Raw genomic sequence first — 19,664 nt, forward strand, 5'->3', positions numbered from 1 at the left:
GGGCTTTGTTGTGTCCAGTGCTTCCAGAGGGAAGGTGGTTGTACTGTATCGATGCTCCAATGCTGGCGGGATTTAAGATTATGTCCAACAATTAGTTGACACATAACGTGGGGCGTTTAGGGATGGCAAAGCGGGTTTTCTATTCAACGGTGCTTACAGTCTTAGTTGGGCTGTTCTTTTCGTTTCTCGCTGCGATGTCGCTTTACCAGTCGGAACAGCAATCCATTAAGCATGAAATCCAAAAAGATGTTGAAAACGCCGCCTTGTCCCTGGGTAGAGAACTGAACATTGGCATTGAATTGATGTATGCGCTTCGTAACCAGTTGCTGATGAGTGAGGAAATCAACGAAACGGTCTTTGTGGGCTTGTCTCAGGCCGTGATGGATAGACACCTCACTATCAAAGCCATGCAATGGGCTGAAATTGTCAGTGGTGAAAACCGGGATCTTTATGAGGCGGAAGCTGAGCTGGAGTTTGCACTGTTTGAAATTGTGGAACTGAGTGAAGAAGGTAACCTGATCCCGGCAGGAAAAAGGGGGCGATATTTCCCTGTTCGTTATATTCACCCTTATGAAGAAAACCAGAATGTACTCGGCTTTGATTTGGCGTCCCGTCCGTCGATGAAAGAGGCACTTGAAATGAGCTGGTATCGGGGGGTACCGATTGCCACGCCTGCCATCCGCCTGAAGCGGGAGTTTGAGGATCACAGCGGCTTTTTGATGTTGCTCCCGGTGTTTTACGGTGAACCGGAGACAGATGCAGAGCGTGAAGCCACGCTGAAAGGGTTTCTCGTTGCCCTGTTCGATGTCTCAGATATTTTCAACATGGCTATTAATAACACAGTAAAAGAATCCGTTAATCTTAAATTGCTGGACAGCGGGCTGTCAGCCCAAAGTGGCTTGATTTACAGTAATGTGGTGGACTTGTCTGGGCCGCCAGCTGAAGCGCTTAGTTACCATTCTGCGCCCATCTATTTTGCCGGGCGGGAATGGCTGTTACATGGGACCCCATCGGCATCCTATATTCGTGACAGAATGAGTATTTATCCCCACCTTATTTTCTTTATCGGTGTGCTGATTTTCACCCTGTTGGCCTATTTGATTTATATGCTCCAGCATCGTGCACTGACGATTCAAAAGCGTGTAGACGATAAAACACGGGCGCTGCGTGAAGCAAACAAAAAACTGGAGCGTCTTTCTAAAAGTGATGGTTTAACGGGCTTTTACAACCGAGATTACTTTGAAGATATGTTGGCTGCAGAAGTACGACGTACAAAACGCGATAACCTTTGTCTGAGTATGATGATCATTGAAATCGACCATATGTCGCGCTACAACGCTAAACATGGCCGTGTGGCCGGGGATAAGGCGATGCGACTGATTGGTTCTTCCATTTCCGAAACGTTGAAGCGCCCGGGAGACTTACTTGCCCGTTATGATGGGGCATCTTTCGCGGTACTGTTGCCGAATACCAAAGATGGCGCCCCGATGGCAGAAGCCTGTATGGATGCCATCAAAACGCTCCATTTGCCTTTTGACAAAGAAGAAGGGGATGAGGTGATCTCTATATCGATTGGTGGTGTCACCGTGCTGGAAGCCGCTTTGCTTGATGCGTCTAATGTCATGGCTTATGGCGAAATAGCACTGGGGAAAGCTATCTCAGAAGGGCGTGGACGATATCGCTGGATTTACCTGCCGGAAACATATCAGCCTCCGGTGGGAGGCTGATTGACAAAACGTAATATCAACAGGGATCAGTTAACCCAGTCACGCAGTTGGAAAGTCAGGACGTGTTCACCGTTTTCCAGCACCAGCTTCTGATTGGTCAAGGTGATGTTGCTCCAATTGCTTAATACGTCAGTCATGACGGTTTCCAGTTTCATCGCTGGCTCTGGACACGCCATCATGGTGCTTGCCATTTTGTCGATTCGGAACTTATCGCCTTTCAGCTCTGCCTGACCAAAATAACGGTTACAACCGCCATGACCATTTGCTGTGAATGACTCACCAATTTCCAGGTTAGGTGCAGCGAAACCTTCCGGCAGGTTCAGTGGTTGACCATCTACGCTTTCCAAAACCCAGTTATGATGCTGCATGTTTGCTTGAGACACTTCCATCGCATCACCATTGCCTGACGTGTTGGTGGCACAGCCTGCCAGAATTGCAGGGGCGACCAACATTGCGATTGCCATCTTTTTCATTATGTACTCCAGATTGACGTTCTGAGTGTTTCTACATGTTTGTCACGTAGAGACAGCGCCTGATTAACTTGGTTCCATGATTATTATGAATCTTAGTCTGTTAGCAAGTCAGAAATGTATCAAATGGGGAGTTTATTGCGTAATTTGTACGCGCCCTATTCTTTTTACAGCCAGTACTAACGATTTATTAACGGCTTTGATAAAATTTCATAAATATCATATGGTTAGTTTTAATGCTGGTATTGGCTCAGGACAGGAATGCCCCCAGAAATGGGGGCAGGATCATTTTTCGAGTTAGCCAAAATCGCCGTTCACATAGCCGCGTGTACGTGCATCCCGGGGGTGAGTGAACAGGTTTGCTGTGTCATCATGCTCGATCAGTTCTCCCATCAGGAAGAAGGCAGTACGGTCTGAAATACGGCGCGCTTGCTGCATTGAGTGGGTAACGATCACGATGGTGTAATCCTTTTTGAGCGCCTCCATCAGATCTTCAATCTTCTTGGTTGCGATAGGGTCAAGGGCGGATGTCGGCTCATCCATCAAAATGACTTCGGGTTCCATAGCGATAGTACGGGCGATACACAGACGCTGCTGTTGTCCCCCTGACAAACCAAACGCATGGGATTTCAAGCGGTCTTTTACTTCGTCCCAAAGCGCTGCACCCCGCAGGCTTTTTTCAACCACTTCGTCGAGTATTTGCTTGTCTTTCACCCCTTGTGCGCGCAAACCGTATGCCACATTGTCATAGATGCTCATCGGGAAGGGGTTGGGCTTTTGGAATACCATACCGACCTTAATACGCAGGCTGGCAATATCAATGTCGCCATAGATATCCTCACTGTCCATTTTCACCCGTCCGGTAATTTTTACCCCTTCAATCAAATCATTCATCCGGTTCAGACAACGGAGCAGGGTAGATTTACCGCAACCTGAAGGGCCAATGAGTGCCGTTACTTTTTTGTCTGGAATGGGCAGTGTGATGTTTTTCAGTGCGTGGTTAGCGCCGTTGTTATAAAACAGGTTCAGGTTTTCGATGTCGAATTTGTTCGTTGTTTTAATGGCAGTTGCAGTCATCATGGTTTTCTCTCCCGGGCTCAGTAAGTGGCTTTGCTGAATTTGCTGGCGATAAATTTGGTCAGCATGTTGATAAACAGCACAACAACAATCAGAACTGTCGCGGTGGCATAGGCCTGATTCCATTCGTGAATGGTGTAGAGCTCCTGGGTTAATTTATAAAGATGTACGGTCAGTGTGCGTCCAGAGTCCAGCACGCTTTCTGGGATGCGTGCCACCATGCCCGCGGTTAGAAATACCGGTGCAGATTCGCCGATGACACGGCCCACACTCAAAATAATGGAGGTGACGATACCCGGCATGGCACTGGGTAGAATCAATGTCCAAATGGTGTAACTCTTTGATGCACCCAGACCATAAGCACCTTCACGGTAGGCTTGTGGAACAGCCATCAGCGCTTCTTCTGTCGTGCGGATGATGACTGGCAGAATAAGCATGCTCAGTGTCAGTGCTCCGGACAGGATAGAAAAACCAAGGCCAAGTACGGCAACAAAAAAGGTCATACCGAACAGACCAAAGATAATCGATGGAATACCTGCCAGTGACTCGGTACAAAAGCGAATCACTTTTACTGTACGGCTGCCGACACTTGCGTATTCAGTCAAGTAGATGGCGGTCATGATGCCGATGGGGGCCGCGACAATGATGGACGCGATAATCATATAGAGAGTAGAAACAATCATCGGCCAGATACCAGATTGTTCACCGATCCGGGTGTAATCACCGGTAACAAATGCCCAATCAACATATTGCAGGCCATTACTCAGAATGTACCAGATAATCCAGAACAGGAAACCGACAGTAGTTGCGGCAGCGGCCCAAACGGTAATCAGTGAGATGTTGTCTTTCATTTGACGGGTAAACATAGTGGTTATCTCGCTTTTTCGCGGTTTAGGTAAAGCAGAGACGCGTTCAGGATCATGACAAAGACCAGCAGAACAATGCCTGTCGCATACAAGGCGCTGGCATGAATACCGGATGCATAAGACATTTCAAGGGCAATGTTGGCAGTCAGCGTTCGGGCGGATTCAAGCAACCCACTTGGCATAGCCGGTGCGTTACCCATCACCATGATGATCGCCATGGTTTCGCCCAGCGCCCGTGCGATTCCGAGGACAACGCCCGTCATGATGCCGGAGCGTGCAGCAGGGACCAGCAGTTTAAACGTGGTGAACATCGAAGAGGCCCCGAGTGCCAGTGAGCCTTCCTTATAGGTTTTAGGCACGGCGCGCAGCGAGGTTTCAGATACGGTAATGACGGTTGGCAAGATCATGACAGCCAGAACGATAATGCCAGCCAATAATGTGTTTCCTGCCGGAACGTTAAAGACATCCTGGATCATGGGGACGATGATGACAAGGCCAAAGAAACCATAAACCACCGAAGGAATGCCCGCGAGAAGCTCTACAGCCGGACGGACAATATTAGCCAGCCATTTGGGCGCCACTTCAGCGATAAATACGGCAGTCAGTACCGCGACCGGTACACCCAGTGCGATAGCACCTGCGGTTGATACCAACGATGCAACAATCATTGGGGCGATGCCATACAGAGCGGGGGGAAGCCATTCAGACCCAGTTACAATACCAGCCACTCCGGCTTCCTGCATCGCTGGAAAACCTTCGCGGAAAATAAAGTAGCCAATTGTGGCTAAGGAAAGTACGCCCAGGGTTGCGGCGGTCAAAAAAAGGAAACGGAAAATTTCCTCGCGCCAGTCACGACGTTTACCTTGCCCTAGTTTCCTTTTGGGCAACGTAATGGACTGTTGAGTTGCGATATTCATAGCTGTTCTCTGCTTTATCCAAAAATGCAGTAAGAAGATTTAAAAGTGGCCTGGCTAACAGGCCACATATCAGGGGTATTAAAAACTAATTCACTGGCACATAGCCTTGGTTTGATACGATTTTCTGTCCCTCTGTGGACATGACCCAGTTCAAGAATGTATCCGCAGCGGGTGAGGGTTCGCCTGCTTTACTCAGGACCAAGAAAGGACGTGCAACTTTGTAATCACCGGCGGCTACCGCTTCAGGTGTTGGGGCTACACCATTAACCTTCACCGCTTTCAGTGATTCATCGACAGAGCCGAGAGAAATGTACCCGATAGCAAAGGGGTTGTTTGCGACAATGGTTTTAATGACACCGTTGCCGTTACCGACTTGTGCCCGCTGGGAAATAGCAGAGACTGTTATGCCGTTGACGTCGCGTTTCAGGCCCATGATGTCTTCAAATGCACCGCGGGTACCGGATGCGGCGTCGCGGGTTACAACAACGATAGGTTTGTTTTCGCCACCCACCTGTGACCAATTTTGCACTTCTCCACGGTAGATTTGAGCGATTTCTTCAGTCGTCAGGTTGTCCAGGGTGTTTGCGTTGTTTACCACCACTGCAATGCCGTCACGGGCAATCACTGTTGCTTTCAGAGACGGTTCCTTTTCATCCTCTTTTAGCGCACGTGAAGCCATACCGAACATTGACGTACCATTCTTTGCTGCTTTTACTCCCGCAGAGGAGCCGGTTCCCTGTACTTCAATAAAAATGTTGTTGTGTTGGCGTTGGTAAGTTTCAGCCAGCACTTCCATCACTTCTGTGACAGAAGTTGAACCGGATACTGTGATGGTTTCCTGAGCTGTTGCCGCCTGTGCTACCAGCACACCTGTCAGACAAAGTGCACTGAAGATGTTTGATTTCATGAGAGGTTTCCTAAATTGTCGCCTTTTGAGAGGGCGGTGTATGAACCAACGGTGACAACTTTAGGTCGCTTTTATGACAGGTTTGTTTCAGCAAAATTAAGCATTGATGACGGAACAGGATGGGGTATTCAGGTAGTACGTCTCAATGTGTGCCGACGTGGAAGAAAACGCGGTTGGGGGATTAATTTTGACTGGCGGCTCGTGAGCTGACCAGGAAGGTTTCATTCAACCAGGCGTCGGTTTGAGCAAGGTTCATCGGGCGGCCATACCAGTATCCCTGGAGTTTGTCGCAACCGATGGAGATCAGGTATTGTCCCAGTGCTTCGGTTTCAACGCCTTCTGCAACAACCCGGCAGTCAAGACTATGGGCAAGGTAAATCGTTGATCTTACGATGGCTTCATGATTACTGCTGTAGAGCAGATCCGTGACAAAACTGCGATCAATTTTTATTTCATCGATCGGCATGTTACTCAGGACGGAAAGAGAAGAAAAACCGGTGCCAAAATCATCGATACTGAGTGATACGCCGAGCTTTTTGATTTTCTCCAATACCCTGCGCGTTTTGACAAGGTTTTGCATCATGCTGGTTTCAGTGACCTCTAATGTTAACTGAGCAGGATTAACAGCGTAACGTTTGAGGAGTTTTGACAGGTATGCCGCCAGAGAATCATCTTCAATATCCTTTGCTGACAGGTTGACCTGAATATGTGGCGTGAGGGACTGACTCCGCCAAACCGCCAGTTGTGCGACACTCGTCTCCAACACCCAGTGTGTGATGTGTTTGATGGCATTGATCTGTTCGGCAATGGGAATGAAATCATCTGGGCGGACACTGTAGCCGTCTCCTAATGGCCACCGTATAAGCGCTTCAAACGTGGTTTGATGTGGGTTGTGTATATTCAGTACAGGCTGGAAGTGGAGTTCGAAATCCATGGTTTGCATTGCACTGTGCAGCAGGGTTGCTAGCTCAGTATGGTCATAGAAATGGTTGGAGACCGCAGGTTCATAAATTGCGTAAGGGGCTTGGATGCGCTTGGCGTTATACATGGCGACCTCTGCACGCTTTAGGATGTCCTCAGCATTGTCAGCGTGTTCAGGGAAAAGGGCGACACCGACGGTGTTGGTCAGGTTAATGTCATGGTCATTGATCGTAAGAGGGTGATCTAGATAGTCCTGCATATTTTCGATGTATTGCGCGATATTGACTGTTTCATGGTCATTTAAAACCAGGGTGAAACGGTTACCACTTGATCGGGCGAGGAAGATTTCCTCATCAACAAACTCTTTCAACCGGGTTGAAAATTGTGCGAGTAACATATCGCCTTTCTGGTGACCGAACACTTCGTTGATATTGTTAAAGTTATTGATATCAATGATGATAATGGCAAAGCGTTGTTGTGAAGCGTCAAAATCAACGGTTTGGCGAGTAATTGTTTTCAGCAAGAAATGCCGGTTGGAAAGCCCTGTTAGGGGGTCATGGGATTTGTTGTGTCTTTGTTGAAACTCAGCAAACGCGATGCGCTCCATACTTTGCGATACAACGCCAAAGATCATCACACAGAAAATACCTCCTCCGAAAAATACCATGGCGACAATCAGTTCAACGGTTGTTGCGGCAGGTTGACGGGATAAAAAGCCTGCGAATACGGCGTAACCCAAGACAAATCCAAGCATAACGGGGATAAAACTGAATGAGGACGGACAGCGATCGCGCCGGTATAGTGCAATAGAGGATTTGAGCGCCGAGATAAGGGCGAGCATGCCGAGTATGACAAGAACGATCGAGATGGTTTTTATCATCGCCGACTTGATGTCTCCCTAATGCAAGGAAAATAAGAAGGCCGTCTCAGCATTCTGAAACGGCATATGTTGATTTAAATGTAGTCGATATTTATCAATATTGAGAAAGGTGTCACTGCACCAAAGAAGTTAAAGTTAACGATTGCAGACAGAGCATGCAGGGTGTTTAGGTAGGTTGAAGCACCGCCATTCGCTGCTCATTGCATCGTAGATCATCACTTTGCCGGTTGGTGCAGGCGCAAAGCCTGATAACAGTTTAATGGCTTCTAATGCCTGGGTGGCACCGATGATCCCCACCACGGGAGAGAGGATACCGGCTTCAACACAACTTAACGCCTGCTCACCAAACAGTGCACTTAAGCATTGGTAACATGCTTCTTCTTCACGGTATGTAAACACAGCGATCTGTCCTTCAAGGCGAATGGCGGCGCCACTGACCAAAGGCGTCCGGGTCTCATGGCAGAGCCGGTTGAGCTGGTTTCTGGTCTGGACATTGTCGCTGCAATCTACCACCAAATCATGCTGGTCGATCAGCGTTTTTATTGCGTCATCACTTAACCGTTCTGCGATGGTTTCAACCTTGGTGTGTGGGTTAAGCTGACGCAGTGATTTCGCCGCAGATTCTACTTTTAACTCACCGATGGTCGCATCGCTGTGTAGCACCTGACGCTGAAGGTTCGAGAGTTCAACCCTGTCATCATCAATCAAAGTGAGTGTACCGATGCCCGCTGCCGCAAGGTACTGTGTGGCGGCACATCCAAGGCCGCCAGCACCCAGTACCAGGATCCGCCCTTTCTTCAGCGCTTCCTGACCGTCGAAGTCAAACTGGCGCAGTATGATCTGACGGTTATACCGGAGTTCTTCTTCTGGAGAGAGAATGTCCACGTGATCCCTTAATTAAGTATTGCACTGAATGGTTCAATGGTGACTGTTTCACCCACGTCAATATGACCACGCTCTTGCTCCAGCACAGCAAAGCAGTTTGCTATGGAAAGTGAACTGAAGGCGCCTGAGCCCTGATTTCCCGTGCTTGCAACAACCAGTTCACCGTTTTTGTTAGTTCGATAAATAGCGCGCTGATAGTCCGTACGCCCCGGTACTTTTTTAAAGCGGGTCTCCGCTTTGGCTTTCAGGGTTATGGCGGGTTGCCAACGGGAATGGCCCGCAAGTTTGGCCAGAAGGGGCTGAACCAACACATGCAGCGTGACCAGCACAGAGACAGGGTTACCTGGCAGACCACAAAAAAGGGCATTTTTCACTTTACCGAATGCAAATGGCTTACCCGGTTTGATGGCAATTTTCCAAAACCCGACTTCACCTTCCTGGGCCAGAATGTCTTTGGTGTAGTCAGCTTCACCCACGCTGACACCCCCGGACGTCACGATAACATCGGCTTTGTCAGCGGCTGTAAGGAAAGCCTCCCGAAGCTTTTCTGGGCAGTCTGGGATAACGCCGAGGTCGATGGCTTCACAGTGCATTTTCTCGAGCAAAGCACGGATGGTGTAGCGGTTGCTGTCATAAATTTCGCCTTTGCCCAAGGGTTCACCGACTTGGCGCAACTCGTCACCCGTGGAAAAAAAAGCCACTTTGGGTTTACGCACGACAGTGACGGTGGCAATACCCAGTGTTGCCAGCATCGGCACTTCTCGTGGTGTCAGCAGGGTGCCTTTGGGGATAACCACGTCGCCTGCTTTTACGTCATCACCGATTGGGCGGATGTTTTGCTGTGGTTTCGCACTTGCAGTGAAGGTGATGTTATCGCCTTCGGCAATGGCTTGCTCTTGCATGATCACGGCATCGGCACCTTCCGGTACTTTTGCACCTGTCATGATACGAATACAGCTGCCTTTAGGCCATTCCCCCTCAAACGGCACACCGGCAAATGAGCGGCCTGCCAGTTTTAGCGTGTTGCTTTCAGCAAGATCGGCAATGCGCAGTGCGTAGCCATCCATCGCAGAGTTTGCAAAAGGCGGTACATTTAATGGAGAACGGATATCCTCAGCGGTAATGCGGTTTTGGGCATCTACCAGCGAGACCACTTCTGTCTGTATCAGTGGCGTCGTGTTTTCAAGAAGGGTAGTGATGGCTGTTGGTATAGGCATCAATCCTGGTGTATCGCAGCAACCCATATAAAGACTCTCAGTAGTTAATTTGAATAATGTAGCCGACTGCATCTTTAAAGGCATATCACGTGGCGTTAACGCTTAGCCTATGGTTTGAATAGGCTGGTGGCGATAAATGACCCGCAATCAGAGCCATGAGATTGGTCTGTCGATGCACTATCGGCAATTCCTAGGATAAAAAAGCATTATCGCAAACTTTACAGATGGAAACTAATGACCACACGCAATTCGAGGTGTAATTTTCCTACTATTAACGTTATGCTTCAAAATTCTGACAACCATTGATCCTTGTCCTCAAAAGGCGAGTAATACATTAAATGATAACATTGGAACGATCCGAGGAATGACTATGACAGCATTGAGCGATTCTGCAAAACGCGTCCGTGAAGCGCTGATTGCATGCGGTATTGAGACGCCGATGCAGGCCGGTTCGTCGATGACAGCCCAAGAGAAAAAAGAAAAAATCGAATATCACATGCGGGAGATTCTGTCTGTTATCGATCTTGACTTGGACGATGACAGCTTGACAGAAACGCCCGCACGTATTGCAAAGATGTATGTGGACGAGATCTTTTCTGGGCTGGACTACAGAAATTTTCCCAAGATCACGGTTATCGACAATAAGATGGGCTGTGATGAGATGGTAAGAGTGAAAGACATCACGTTGACCAGTACCTGCGAACACCACCTGGTAACGATCGACGGCAAGTGTACAGTGGCTTACCTGCCAAAGAATAAGATTATCGGCCTTTCGAAAATTAACCGCATTGTACGTTTCTTTGCCCAGCGCCCACAAGTGCAAGAGCGTTTGACCCGTCAAATCCTGGTTGCGCTGCAAACCCTGTTGGAAACCGAGAATGTCGCGGTTCATATGAATGCAACACACTACTGCGTGAAGGCACGGGGTGTGATGGATGCAACCAGTGCAACAACAACCACAGCATTAGGCGGGGTGTTTAAATCCAACGCGTCTACCCGCGCTGAATTCCTTCATGGTATTGGTTGAGATAGCAGTACAACAGTTAGATAAAACAAAAGCGCCAATTGGCGCTTTTGTCGTTTAAGTCGGTGTTGCTGTTTCTGCGGCAATGATTATTTCAGTACCGCAGCAATGGCTTTACACAGCGGCCCCATGTTTGAGCGGGTCATACCAGCAACGCTGATACGGCCAGAACCGACAATGTATACACCAAATTCAGTTTTCAGTTGATTTACGTGCTCTTTGGTCAGGCCAGAGAAAGAGAACATACCATTTTGGTGCTCGATAAAGCTGAAATCACGTCCAACACCTTCCGCTTTCAGGGTGGCGACAAACAGCTCGCGCATTTCCTGAATGCGAGCGCGCATGTCAGCCACTTCCTGCTCCCATTCCGCTCGTAAAACATCATCGTTCAGAATGACAGTGACCACAGCAGCGCCGTGGGCGGGAGGATTGGAGTAAATGACACGTGCAATGCTTTTTACCTGGCTGAATGCTGTTGCCGCTTCTTCTGCTGATTTACCGACCAGTGTAAAGGCACCCACGCGCTCATTATAAAGGCCAAAGTTTTTCGAGAATGAACTGGCGACCAGAAGCTCTGGGCTGCTTTCCGCGAAGATACGCAAACCTGCAGCATCTTCTTCAACGCCTTTTGCAAAACCTTGGTAAGCAAAATCAAACAGTGGCAAGAGGCCTTTTTCTTTCACCAGCGCTGCCAATTGTTGCCATTGGCTTGCATCTGGGTCGATGCCGGTAGGGTTGTGACAGCAACCGTGCAAAAGCACAACATCACCTGCACTGGCTGTTTGCAGATCTGCCAACATGGCATGGAAGTCCATGTCTTTGGTTTCAGCGTTGTAGTAGCTGTATTGCACCACTTCCAGACCAGCGGCAGCGAATACGCCGTTGTGGTTTGCCCAGGTTGGATTACTTACCCACACTTTTACATCACCAAGCTGGCGCTTAATGAATTCAGCCGCAAGGCGAAGTGCACCGGTGCCACCGGGAGCTTGTGCGGTTTGTGCCCGTTTGTCTGAAATAATCGGTGCATCTTCGCCAAATAGCAGTTTTTGAACTGCCAAGCCATATTCAGGAATACCTGGGATGGCCAGATAAGATTTGGTGGTTTCATTTTCCAACAAGAGAGCTTCTGCCTTCTTGACACTTGCCAGAACAGGGGTATTTCCAGATTCGTCCTTGTAAATACCTACACCGAGATTAATTTTTTCAGCACGGGGATCGGCTTTGAATTCTTCAGTGAGGCCTAGAATAGGGTCGGCGGGAGCTGCAGCAATTTTTTCAAACATTGTCGTTCATCCATGGCGTTAATAACTTCCTTTTTTATAACATTTGGATGATCGTAATAAAACGGGAATTTAAGTATTTTTTTCAATTACAGGCTGTTTGGGAGGTTGTTGCCTGCAAACCCTCCATTTATATAACTTTTGGCTTTGTGTATGGGAAACATCCAAGGCTAAATATAAGGCATATGTTGGCTATTTATCGTACCTGACTAGCTGTTACCCAAAGTGTGATATACCCATTCAACTTGAAGATGCAGGATTGAGCACTTGAAAATTATCATTTATACGAGACGCTAAAGAGCCTGCGATTTGTGGAAGGATCACAGTGAAAAATCGGCCAATAGCCGCTTCAAAATCCCGTTTACTTTTGAAGTAGACATTGTTCCTTACCTGCTCGTTCATCACTTTCCAAAGCCGTTCTATCGGATTGAGGTTGGGACTGTAGGGCGGTAAATAGTGAAGCTCGATATTCAGCACAAAGGCGGCGTCTTTTACTAAGTCGCTTCGGTGATACCCTGCACCATCCAAAATGAGGTGGAGCTTATGCGTCAGTGGGTAGCTTTCTCTCAGCTTGCACAAAAACCTAACGATGTTTTCGCTGTTGATGCTCTCGTAATTATCGATAACAGTGCGGCCAATCTCAGAGAGATTTAATGCCCCCACAATGTTGAGGCGACTGCGGCTTCCCGTGGTTTCAATCGCTTTGTCCTGCCCAGTACGTATCCAGCCATGAGAGAGTTTGGTGGCCTGAGTGGGATGAACCGCATCCATGAACAGGATAGTTTCCTCTTTGCCGCAGCTGGACTTAAGTGCCTTGTAGGCTTCGACAAATTCTTGCTGTTTAGCCTCATCAAACCTGTGAGGGACACCTTTAGGCTTTTTATAGCTAAAACCGTGGTGATGCAGCCACTTGTTCATGCCAGCGACGGTATAGCAGACGCCGAATTGCGCCAGAACATAGGCAGCAATCTGGTGAGTATGGTGATAGGTCACCTCTGTTAAGTGCTCGATGAGCGCCATCGTCTGTGAAGCCGATAAGCGACTGCTGGACCCACCATTTTCAGGTTTGAGTTTCTCGGACTGCGCGTAATCGTGAAGGTGACGGAGAACGGTGGTTTCGTGAATACGCAAGGCTTGAGAAATCATGGCAGTACTCCAACCTTCAGAAGCAAGCAGTACCGCTTTAATACGGTCACGCACTCGACCATCACGCGTTTTATCGTGCTGGTTTTCGAGTTCATGTTTTTGCTTGTAGGTCAGAGTCACTTTCATGGGGCGTAGCATGATCCTCATACCGATGAAAATCAAGCATCTTCAATGATCACGAGTATATTAGATCGCCAATAGGCTGGATAAAGAAAATAACCAATAAGAAAAGGCCGCTTTCGCGACCTTTTTGAATATCCAGAAAGGGTTAGAAGTTTGCACTGCGAGGTGTACGTGGGAATGGGATAACGTCACGCACGTTACCCATACCGGTTACGTAAGAAACCAGACGCTCAAAGCCCAGACCGAAACCTGCGTGAGGAACTGTACCGTAGCGGCGCAGGTCGCGATACCAGTCCATATGTTCTGGATCGATACCAATTTCACGCATGCGAGTATCCAGCACGTCTAAACGCTCTTCACGCTGTGAACCACCGATGATCTCACCAATGCCCGGAGCCAGTACATCCATTGCTGCCACTGTCTTACCGTCATCGTTCAGGCGCATATAGAATGCTTTGATGTCTTTTGGATAGTTTTTCACGATAACCGGCGCTTTAAAATGCTCTTCGGCCAGGTAACGTTCGTGTTCAGACGCGAGATCAATACCCCATTCAACAGGGAACTCGAATTTCTTGCCGGATTTGAGCAGAATGTCGATAGCGTCGGTGTAGTCCACCTGGGCGAAGTCAGACTCCACAAACTTCTCAAGACGGTTGATAACGTCTTTATCGATACGCTGAGCAAAGAACTCCATATCGTCACGACGTTCTTCAAGCACGGCTTTAAACACATATTTCAGCATGTCTTCAGCCAGTTTCGCCACATCGTCCAGTCCAGCAAAGGCGACTTCTGGCTCAACCATCCAGAATTCTGCCAGGTGGCGGCTGGTGTTTGAGTTTTCTGCACGGAAAGTCGGGCCGAAAGTGTAAACCTTGCTCAGGGCGCAGGCATATGCTTCAGCATTCAGCTGGCCGGACACTGTCAGGAAGGTTTCTTTACCGAAGAAGTCTTCGCTGTAATCAACATCACCTTTTTCTGTGCGTGGCAGGTTTTCCATGTCCAGCGTAGAAACGCGGAACATTTCACCGGCACCTTCTGCATCAGATGCGGTGATCAGTGGCGCTGAAACCCAGTAATAGCCATTTTCATGGTAAAAACGGTGAATTGCCTGAGCCAGACAGTTACGAACACGCGCAACCGCACCAATCACATTGGTGCGTGGACGAAGGTGCGCCACTTCGCGCAGGTATTCGATAGAGTGGCGGGTTTTCGCCATCGGGTAAGTCTCAGCATCTTCAACCCAACCAACCACTTTTACATTGGTTGCTTGCAGTTCGAATGCCTGACCTTGCCCCGGGCTCTCTACCACTTTACCGGTCACTTCTACAGAACAGCCAGTAGTAAGACGTAACACTTCTTCCTGGTAATTATTCAGCTCATTAGGAACAACCGCCTGAATAGGGTCAAAACAAGAGCCGTCATAAATGGCGAGGAAAGAAATACCGGCTTTTGAATCACGACGTGTGCGGATCCAACCGCGTACAGTGACTTCGGTGTCTACTGCCGCTTTGCCGTGCAGGACGTCTGCTACAGGCACATAGTTCATAATTTGCATCTAACTCCGTTGAAGATTATCCGACGACATCTTTGGGCCACCGGATTAAGATAATTCGCACTAGGACACGAGAGTTTAACCGCATACCTGAACTACCTCAAGATGCAGCCTTATTCAGGCTCCATGGTGCGATGAGATCGAAGAAAAAACCAGCAGAAAGAAAGACAAAATAAACAGGGAGACGCTGAGGTCTCCCCGGGTGATTCATACCCATCAGATGATCAGGCAAACTTGAATTGATCAATGAGTTGCTCGAGTTGATCGGCAAGGGCCTTGAGGTTAGTGCTGATCGTTTGGGTTTGGTTGGCGTTGGACGACGTTTCTTCTGCGTGAGCCTGGATTGTTGCAACCTGATCGCGTAATCCATCAGCCATCTCAGCCTGATGTACCGTGTCCTGGCTGATCTCTTTGGCATTGCTGTTCACAATTAGGATCTCTTCGGCAATTTGTGCCAATGCATTGGAAAGTTGCATCACGGTATCAGCTCGTTCGGTTGTGTTGGTACAGGTTGTTTCAATAGCCGATGCCGAGCGTTCAGCATCGTTTGTGAGTTGCGCGATAATATTCTGAATATCACCGGTTGCATCATGGGTGCGGCTGGCGAGATTTCTGACTTCATCTGCCACTACTGCAAACCCGCGGCCTTGTTCTCCGGCCCTTGCCGCTTCTATAGCTGCATTCAGGGCGAGTAGGTTGGTTTGCTCTGCAATGCCGCGAATGACTTCAAGGATGCTGTTCACTTCCTTACTTTGTTTGTTGACCGCCAGGATCTGATGACGGACCTGCTCAATTTCATTCACTAACTGTTGGATCTGCTCTGCGGCTACATTTGCAATATGACGCCCTTGTTGGGCGTTCTCTGCGAGTGTCTGGCTCAGTTCAGCCGCTTCGGTGGTTTTTTCTCCGACAATGTGCTGGTGACGCTGAACCTCGTCGATGGATAACGACATTTCCTCTGTTTCCCGGCGTTGGTTTTCCACGAGTTTGTTGGTTTCGCTTGAAACATTGGTCAACACAGTGGCTTCGTCAAGTAAGGAGACAGCGGTTGTTTTCACGTGGTTCATACTATCGGAAAAGCTGTCAAGCAAGGTATCACAACTTGCCGCTAACTGACCGATTTCATCTTCTCTGTGCATGTCAAGGCGTGGGCTAAGGTTCTTCTCATCGCTGCAACGCCGCATGAAGTGGGAAATACGTTTCATTGGAGAAACCAGGCTCACACGGATAAAGCCGAAAGTCAGAGCAAAGCCACCCAGTGTAATCGTGGTCATGATGCCAGCGGTCACCAGCATTTCATGGTCGATGTTTTTGTAAAGTAAGGAGAGGTTATATTCCAGTCTGACCACTCCCAAAACCGTACCTTCTGGCACGATATGACATTGCAAGCAGTTGGTGCCGCGGTAGTTTGAACTAGCCTTCATTGGGAGAGCGACGACAATGCCTGGTCCGTAATCGCGGTTGACGCGTTTGATAAGGGTTTCTCCTTCTACAGCCTGTTGGTCAATGCTGTCAAAAACAGCTTGGTTAGCATTACCCGGACCAAACACCTTCGTAATACCTTCGGCGCGGATCACCCGCGCATCTTCAATTCCATTTTGTTCAAGCACTTTGTTGCGCAGTGCTTCTTTCTGGTGAATGGTGCCCGTTAGCATCATCAGATTCAGGCTATCAAAATAATTACTGGCTTTGTCCAGGGTCTGTTGGCTAACAATATCGGTAACAAAGCTTTTCTGTTGGTTTTTTTGATACAGCAAGGAAACTGCCAGAACGACAGAAAAAATAGCAAAAAGAACAATAAGGATTTTTGTTGCTATGGGCAGACGCATTGTTACAGGTCACTTACAAACCATGATTATTATTCACAGTTTATTGGTGTTTGTGTGAATGCGTCTTATACATGATGTTAATGTGTGATTATCTCAACACAAATTATATGCATTTACTCGCATTTAGCATGAAATATCACTGTGCATTCAATTTGAGCTGGACGTCATAATTGAGTAGCATCGCCGCGCCAAAGAAAAATTTGCGATCACAGGAATGCTCACTATGCACACAGAACTGTTTAAAGAATTCATGTTTGAAGCGGCACACCGTTTGCCACATGTTCCGGAAGGGCACAAATGTGGCCGTCTACATGGTCACTCTTTTTTGGTTCGTCTCTATGTTGCTGGCGACGTGGATCCGCACACTGGCTGGGTAATCGATTTTTCTGAAATCAAAAAAGTATTTCAACCTATCTATGACCGTCTTGATCATCATTATTTGAATGATATTGAAGGCTTGGAAAACCCAACCAGTGAAGTGTTGGCAAAGTGGATATGGGATCAACTGAAGCCTGAATTGCCTTGCCTGAGTAAAGTCATGATTAAAGAGACGTGCACAGCAGGTTGTATTTACACTGGTGAGTAAGCGGATTACCGAAGTAGAAAGGGCTGGAGCAGCCCTTTTTTTACGACTGAAAATATCATCTCTAAACCCTCTACAACATCAGGTTGTTTAGGTCTATTATCTGGCCAGAAGTGTCAGGCAATGTTGAGGTACTTATGCGTTTGCACCGAAAGGCGCCAGTTGCGTGCAATGCAGGTTTCGATGCACAACGCGGTGGCTCGTGCCTTTTGGCTTATAGGTTGAAGGGCGACGTCTTTTCCCTTTAGATCAACGTGTTTTAGAAGTTCGTCCAGCTTTTCAATATCACTTTCAGTGCCGACCGGGTGTTTGATTTCATTGGCACGATCAAGAGCTTCTTTTAATATCGGTAATTTACCGCGCATGTTGATTTTCGGTGATACGGTTACCCAGGTGTTCTCTGTCGCATGTACAACATAAGTGCCACTGGTTTCAATTTGGCACCGGTAACCATTTGCATCCAGAAGTGACGTTAGGGGCATCAGATCAAACATACAGGGTTCACCACCGGTGATCACAACATGCTTCGCGGTGTACCGCGACTGTAGGTGGGTGAGGATATCTTCCGCGGAAACCCGGGCCCAAAGCGGACTTTCGCCATTTTTTGCCATGATTGTTTCGAAATCACGTTGATCTACAGGCAGAGTATCCCAGGTCTGGCGAGTATCACACCATGGGCAGCCAACAGGGCAACCCTGCAGGCGGATGAACACGGAAGGAATGCCGGTGAAGGTACCTTCTCCCTGAATGGTTTCGAATATTTCGTTGACGTTGTACATACCGCATTGAGAGTCAGATTTTCAAGAGAGGGCAGATTATGTCAGTTTCAGCCCTGACTGTCTCGGGTCGAAATAACTGGGCATGGCTGCTGTTCGTCACTATGTTATTAACTCTTTGATTTTTTAGGTGAAGGGAAATTTCATTTAACCTTGAATCAATAAGCCCGTGACGTGGTTCACGACATTACCGCATGGCGCTTCACAATTACTTCGCAAAGTAAAAAAATTCACTATCGACACATTTCATAGGGAGCAAGGGATGATCCTCGCCCAGCCAGGACATATAGATCACATCAAGCGTAATAACGCTGGAGCAGTATATAAGTTGATCGATCAGCTAGGGCCAATCTCCCGAATTGAACTCTCAAAGCGTAGTCAGCTTGCACCTGCCAGTATTACTAAAATTACCCGTGAGTTGATAGATGCTCACCTGGTGAAAGAAACCGAGTACGGTGAGCCTGCGAGCCGGGGGCGTCCTGCGATCGGCTTGGTGCTTAACAATGAAGGGTGGCAGTTTCTCTCTATTCGGCTGGGCCGTGGCTACATTACTCTGGCTCTGCACGAATTGGGGGGCAACCTTATTGTGGAAGAGCGGCATGATATTTTAGTGCTGGAGCAAGACCTGTTACTTGAGCTTATTGTGCAGCACATCAATCAGTTTTTCTCTGTGCATTCTAAGATCGTTGATCGTATCACTGCTATTGCGGTATCCCTTCCCGGTTTGGTGAACAGTGCGCAGGGCATCGTGATCCAAATGCCTCATTATCATGTCCAGAATATGCCGCTTGGTGCGGCGATTCACCGTGCAACAGGGCTTCCTGTGTTTATCGGCAACGATACCCGGGCTTGGGCATTGGCAGAAAAGCTGTTTGGCAATGCACGCGACGTAGAAAACTCGGTGTTGGTTTCTATTCACCATGGCGTTGGTGCAGGCATTATGATCGATGGAAAAGTGTTGGAAGGGCAGGTAGGTAACATTGGTGAACTGGGACATATTCAAATCAAACCGTTTGGTAAACGCTGCTATTGCGGCAACAGTGGCTGCCTTGAGACAGTGGCGAGTTTGCAGGCGGTATTAGAAGAAACCCAGGCACTGTTGGATCAAGGGCATGACAGTGTATTGCAAGAGAAGCCATTAACCATTGATACTCTTTGCGAAGCTGCGGTCAATCGCGATGGTGTCGCGGTCAAGGTCATTACGGAATTGGGGCACTATCTGGGGCAAGCGATTGCTATCATGGTCAATCTGTTCAACCCTGAGCGTATTTTGATAGGGGGTGAATTTAATCAGGCAAAGTCAGTATTATACCCGGCAATTATGGAATGCATCCAAAACCAAACGCTGCCCTGTTATTTTGAACACCTGATGTTGGAAGAGAGCTTGTTCTACACTCAGGCGACCATGCCAGGCGCGGCATTGGTGAAAAGGGCAATGTATGATGGCCATCTGCTAATGAAGGTATTGGAAGGGTAAGTGATAT

General features: G+C 48.2%; 17 protein-coding genes. 4 read left to right on the top strand and 13 right to left on the bottom strand.

What is annotated here, in order from left to right:
- Positions 1 to 122: 122 nt before the first annotated feature.
- Positions 123 to 1,727 (top strand): CHASE domain-containing protein, encoded by a 1,605-nt coding sequence (locus AC6IB1_RS08375; RefSeq protein ID WP_497568629.1) that lies wholly within the window; start codon positions 123 to 125, stop codon positions 1,725 to 1,727.
- A 26-nt stretch (positions 1,728 to 1,753) separates the two neighbouring features.
- Here AC6IB1_RS08375 and AC6IB1_RS08380 read toward each other — a convergent pair whose 3' ends face one another.
- The 8 genes from AC6IB1_RS08380 to moeA form a co-directional block, all read right to left on the bottom strand.
- Positions 1,754 to 2,200, bottom strand: a complete 447-nt coding sequence (locus AC6IB1_RS08380; protein ID WP_497568630.1) for an META domain-containing protein — start codon at positions 2,198 to 2,200, stop codon at positions 1,754 to 1,756.
- 294 nt (positions 2,201 to 2,494) lie between these two features.
- Positions 2,495 to 3,277, bottom strand: a complete 783-nt coding sequence (gene pstB, locus AC6IB1_RS08385) for a phosphate ABC transporter ATP-binding protein PstB (RefSeq protein WP_497568631.1) — start codon at positions 3,275 to 3,277, stop codon at positions 2,495 to 2,497.
- Positions 3,278 to 3,294: 17 nt separating this feature from the next.
- A complete protein-coding gene (gene pstA, locus AC6IB1_RS08390; RefSeq protein ID WP_497568632.1) occupies positions 3,295 to 4,140 on the bottom strand; it encodes a phosphate ABC transporter permease PstA in 846 nt (281 codons plus the stop codon).
- Positions 4,141 to 4,145: 5 nt separating this feature from the next.
- Complete coding sequence (pstC, locus tag AC6IB1_RS08395; RefSeq protein WP_497568633.1) at positions 4,146 to 5,057, bottom strand: phosphate ABC transporter permease subunit PstC; 912 nt, start codon at positions 5,055 to 5,057, stop codon at positions 4,146 to 4,148.
- A gap of 85 nt (positions 5,058 to 5,142) precedes the next feature.
- Complete coding sequence (locus AC6IB1_RS08400; protein ID WP_497568634.1) at positions 5,143 to 5,964, bottom strand: phosphate ABC transporter substrate-binding protein; 822 nt, start codon at positions 5,962 to 5,964, stop codon at positions 5,143 to 5,145.
- Between the two features lie 181 nt (positions 5,965 to 6,145).
- A complete protein-coding gene (locus AC6IB1_RS08405) occupies positions 6,146 to 7,765 on the bottom strand; it encodes a putative bifunctional diguanylate cyclase/phosphodiesterase (RefSeq protein WP_497568635.1) in 1,620 nt (539 codons plus the stop codon).
- A gap of 135 nt (positions 7,766 to 7,900) precedes the next feature.
- The gene (gene moeB / locus AC6IB1_RS08410) at positions 7,901 to 8,650 is read right to left on the bottom strand and encodes a molybdopterin-synthase adenylyltransferase MoeB (protein WP_497568636.1); all 750 of its coding nucleotides are present in this window, start codon (positions 8,648 to 8,650) and stop codon (positions 7,901 to 7,903) included.
- 8 nt (positions 8,651 to 8,658) lie between these two features.
- Positions 8,659 to 9,894, bottom strand: coding sequence for a molybdopterin molybdotransferase MoeA (gene moeA / locus AC6IB1_RS08415; protein WP_497568637.1), 1,236 nt, complete (start codon positions 9,892 to 9,894; stop codon positions 8,659 to 8,661).
- A gap of 343 nt (positions 9,895 to 10,237) precedes the next feature.
- Between moeA and folE the strand changes: the two genes are divergently transcribed.
- Entirely contained in the window at positions 10,238 to 10,894 is a 657-nt protein-coding gene (gene folE, locus AC6IB1_RS08420; protein WP_005505824.1) for a GTP cyclohydrolase I FolE, read from the top strand.
- Between the two features lie 86 nt (positions 10,895 to 10,980).
- Here the strand turns inward: folE and AC6IB1_RS08425 are convergent, their stop codons facing one another.
- The 4 genes from AC6IB1_RS08425 to AC6IB1_RS08440 all read right to left on the bottom strand — a co-directional run bounded on the left by AC6IB1_RS08425 (position 10,981) and on the right by AC6IB1_RS08440 (position 16,749).
- Positions 10,981 to 12,174, bottom strand: coding sequence for an amino acid aminotransferase (locus AC6IB1_RS08425; protein WP_497568638.1), 1,194 nt, complete (start codon positions 12,172 to 12,174; stop codon positions 10,981 to 10,983).
- A gap of 237 nt (positions 12,175 to 12,411) precedes the next feature.
- Positions 12,412 to 13,443: an IS630 family transposase gene (locus AC6IB1_RS08430; RefSeq protein ID WP_497568639.1), complete on the bottom strand. Its 1,032-nt coding sequence runs from the start codon at positions 13,441 to 13,443 to the stop codon at positions 12,412 to 12,414.
- A gap of 142 nt (positions 13,444 to 13,585) precedes the next feature.
- Entirely contained in the window at positions 13,586 to 14,986 is a 1,401-nt protein-coding gene (gene asnS, locus AC6IB1_RS08435) for an asparagine--tRNA ligase (RefSeq protein WP_497569114.1), read from the bottom strand.
- Positions 14,987 to 15,216: 230 nt separating this feature from the next.
- Positions 15,217 to 16,749 (bottom strand): methyl-accepting chemotaxis protein, encoded by a 1,533-nt coding sequence (locus AC6IB1_RS08440; protein WP_497568640.1) that lies wholly within the window; start codon positions 16,747 to 16,749, stop codon positions 15,217 to 15,219.
- A 295-nt stretch (positions 16,750 to 17,044) separates the two neighbouring features.
- On the opposite strand from AC6IB1_RS08440, the gene queD reads away from it, so the two are divergent.
- A complete protein-coding gene (gene queD, locus AC6IB1_RS08445; protein WP_497568641.1) occupies positions 17,045 to 17,407 on the top strand; it encodes a 6-carboxytetrahydropterin synthase QueD in 363 nt (120 codons plus the stop codon).
- 113 nt (positions 17,408 to 17,520) lie between these two features.
- On the opposite strand, the gene queE is transcribed toward queD, so the two are convergent.
- Positions 17,521 to 18,183: a 7-carboxy-7-deazaguanine synthase QueE gene (gene queE / locus AC6IB1_RS08450; RefSeq protein ID WP_497568642.1), complete on the bottom strand. Its 663-nt coding sequence runs from the start codon at positions 18,181 to 18,183 to the stop codon at positions 17,521 to 17,523.
- A 259-nt stretch (positions 18,184 to 18,442) separates the two neighbouring features.
- Between queE and mlc the strand changes: the two genes are divergently transcribed.
- Positions 18,443 to 19,657, top strand: a complete 1,215-nt coding sequence (gene mlc, locus AC6IB1_RS08455) for a sugar metabolism global transcriptional regulator Mlc (protein WP_497568643.1) — start codon at positions 18,443 to 18,445, stop codon at positions 19,655 to 19,657.
- Positions 19,658 to 19,664 lie beyond the last annotated feature (7 nt).

The organism is Grimontia sp. THUN1695, from assembly GCF_059704325.2.

What these genes read in the sequence shown, in the direction of transcription:
- queD (WP_497568641.1), top strand. Translation starts at nt 17,045, where the DNA reads ATGCACACAGAACTGTTTAAAGAATTCATGTTTGAAGCGGCACACCGT.
- AC6IB1_RS08400 (WP_497568634.1), bottom strand. Translation starts at nt 5,964, where the DNA reads ATGAAATCAAACATCTTCAGTGCACTTTGTCTGACAGGTGTGCTGGTA.
- queE (WP_497568642.1), bottom strand. Translation starts at nt 18,183, where the DNA reads ATGTACAACGTCAACGAAATATTCGAAACCATTCAGGGAGAAGGTACC.
- pstC (WP_497568633.1), bottom strand. Translation starts at nt 5,057, where the DNA reads ATGAATATCGCAACTCAACAGTCCATTACGTTGCCCAAAAGGAAACTA.
- pstA (WP_497568632.1), bottom strand. Translation starts at nt 4,140, where the DNA reads ATGTTTACCCGTCAAATGAAAGACAACATCTCACTGATTACCGTTTGG.
- AC6IB1_RS08425 (WP_497568638.1), bottom strand. Translation starts at nt 12,174, where the DNA reads ATGTTTGAAAAAATTGCTGCAGCTCCCGCCGACCCTATTCTAGGCCTC.
- AC6IB1_RS08375 (WP_497568629.1), top strand. Translation starts at nt 123, where the DNA reads ATGGCAAAGCGGGTTTTCTATTCAACGGTGCTTACAGTCTTAGTTGGG.
- AC6IB1_RS08380 (WP_497568630.1), bottom strand. Translation starts at nt 2,200, where the DNA reads ATGAAAAAGATGGCAATCGCAATGTTGGTCGCCCCTGCAATTCTGGCA.
- pstB (WP_497568631.1), bottom strand. Translation starts at nt 3,277, where the DNA reads ATGATGACTGCAACTGCCATTAAAACAACGAACAAATTCGACATCGAA.
- moeA (WP_497568637.1), bottom strand. Translation starts at nt 9,894, where the DNA reads ATGGGTTGCTGCGATACACCAGGATTGATGCCTATACCAACAGCCATC.
- mlc (WP_497568643.1), top strand. Translation starts at nt 18,443, where the DNA reads ATGATCCTCGCCCAGCCAGGACATATAGATCACATCAAGCGTAATAAC.
- folE (WP_005505824.1), top strand. Translation starts at nt 10,238, where the DNA reads ATGACAGCATTGAGCGATTCTGCAAAACGCGTCCGTGAAGCGCTGATT.
- AC6IB1_RS08405 (WP_497568635.1), bottom strand. Translation starts at nt 7,765, where the DNA reads ATGATAAAAACCATCTCGATCGTTCTTGTCATACTCGGCATGCTCGCC.
- asnS (WP_497569114.1), bottom strand. Translation starts at nt 14,986, where the DNA reads ATGAACTATGTGCCTGTAGCAGACGTCCTGCACGGCAAAGCGGCAGTA.
- AC6IB1_RS08430 (WP_497568639.1), bottom strand. Translation starts at nt 13,443, where the DNA reads ATGAAAGTGACTCTGACCTACAAGCAAAAACATGAACTCGAAAACCAG.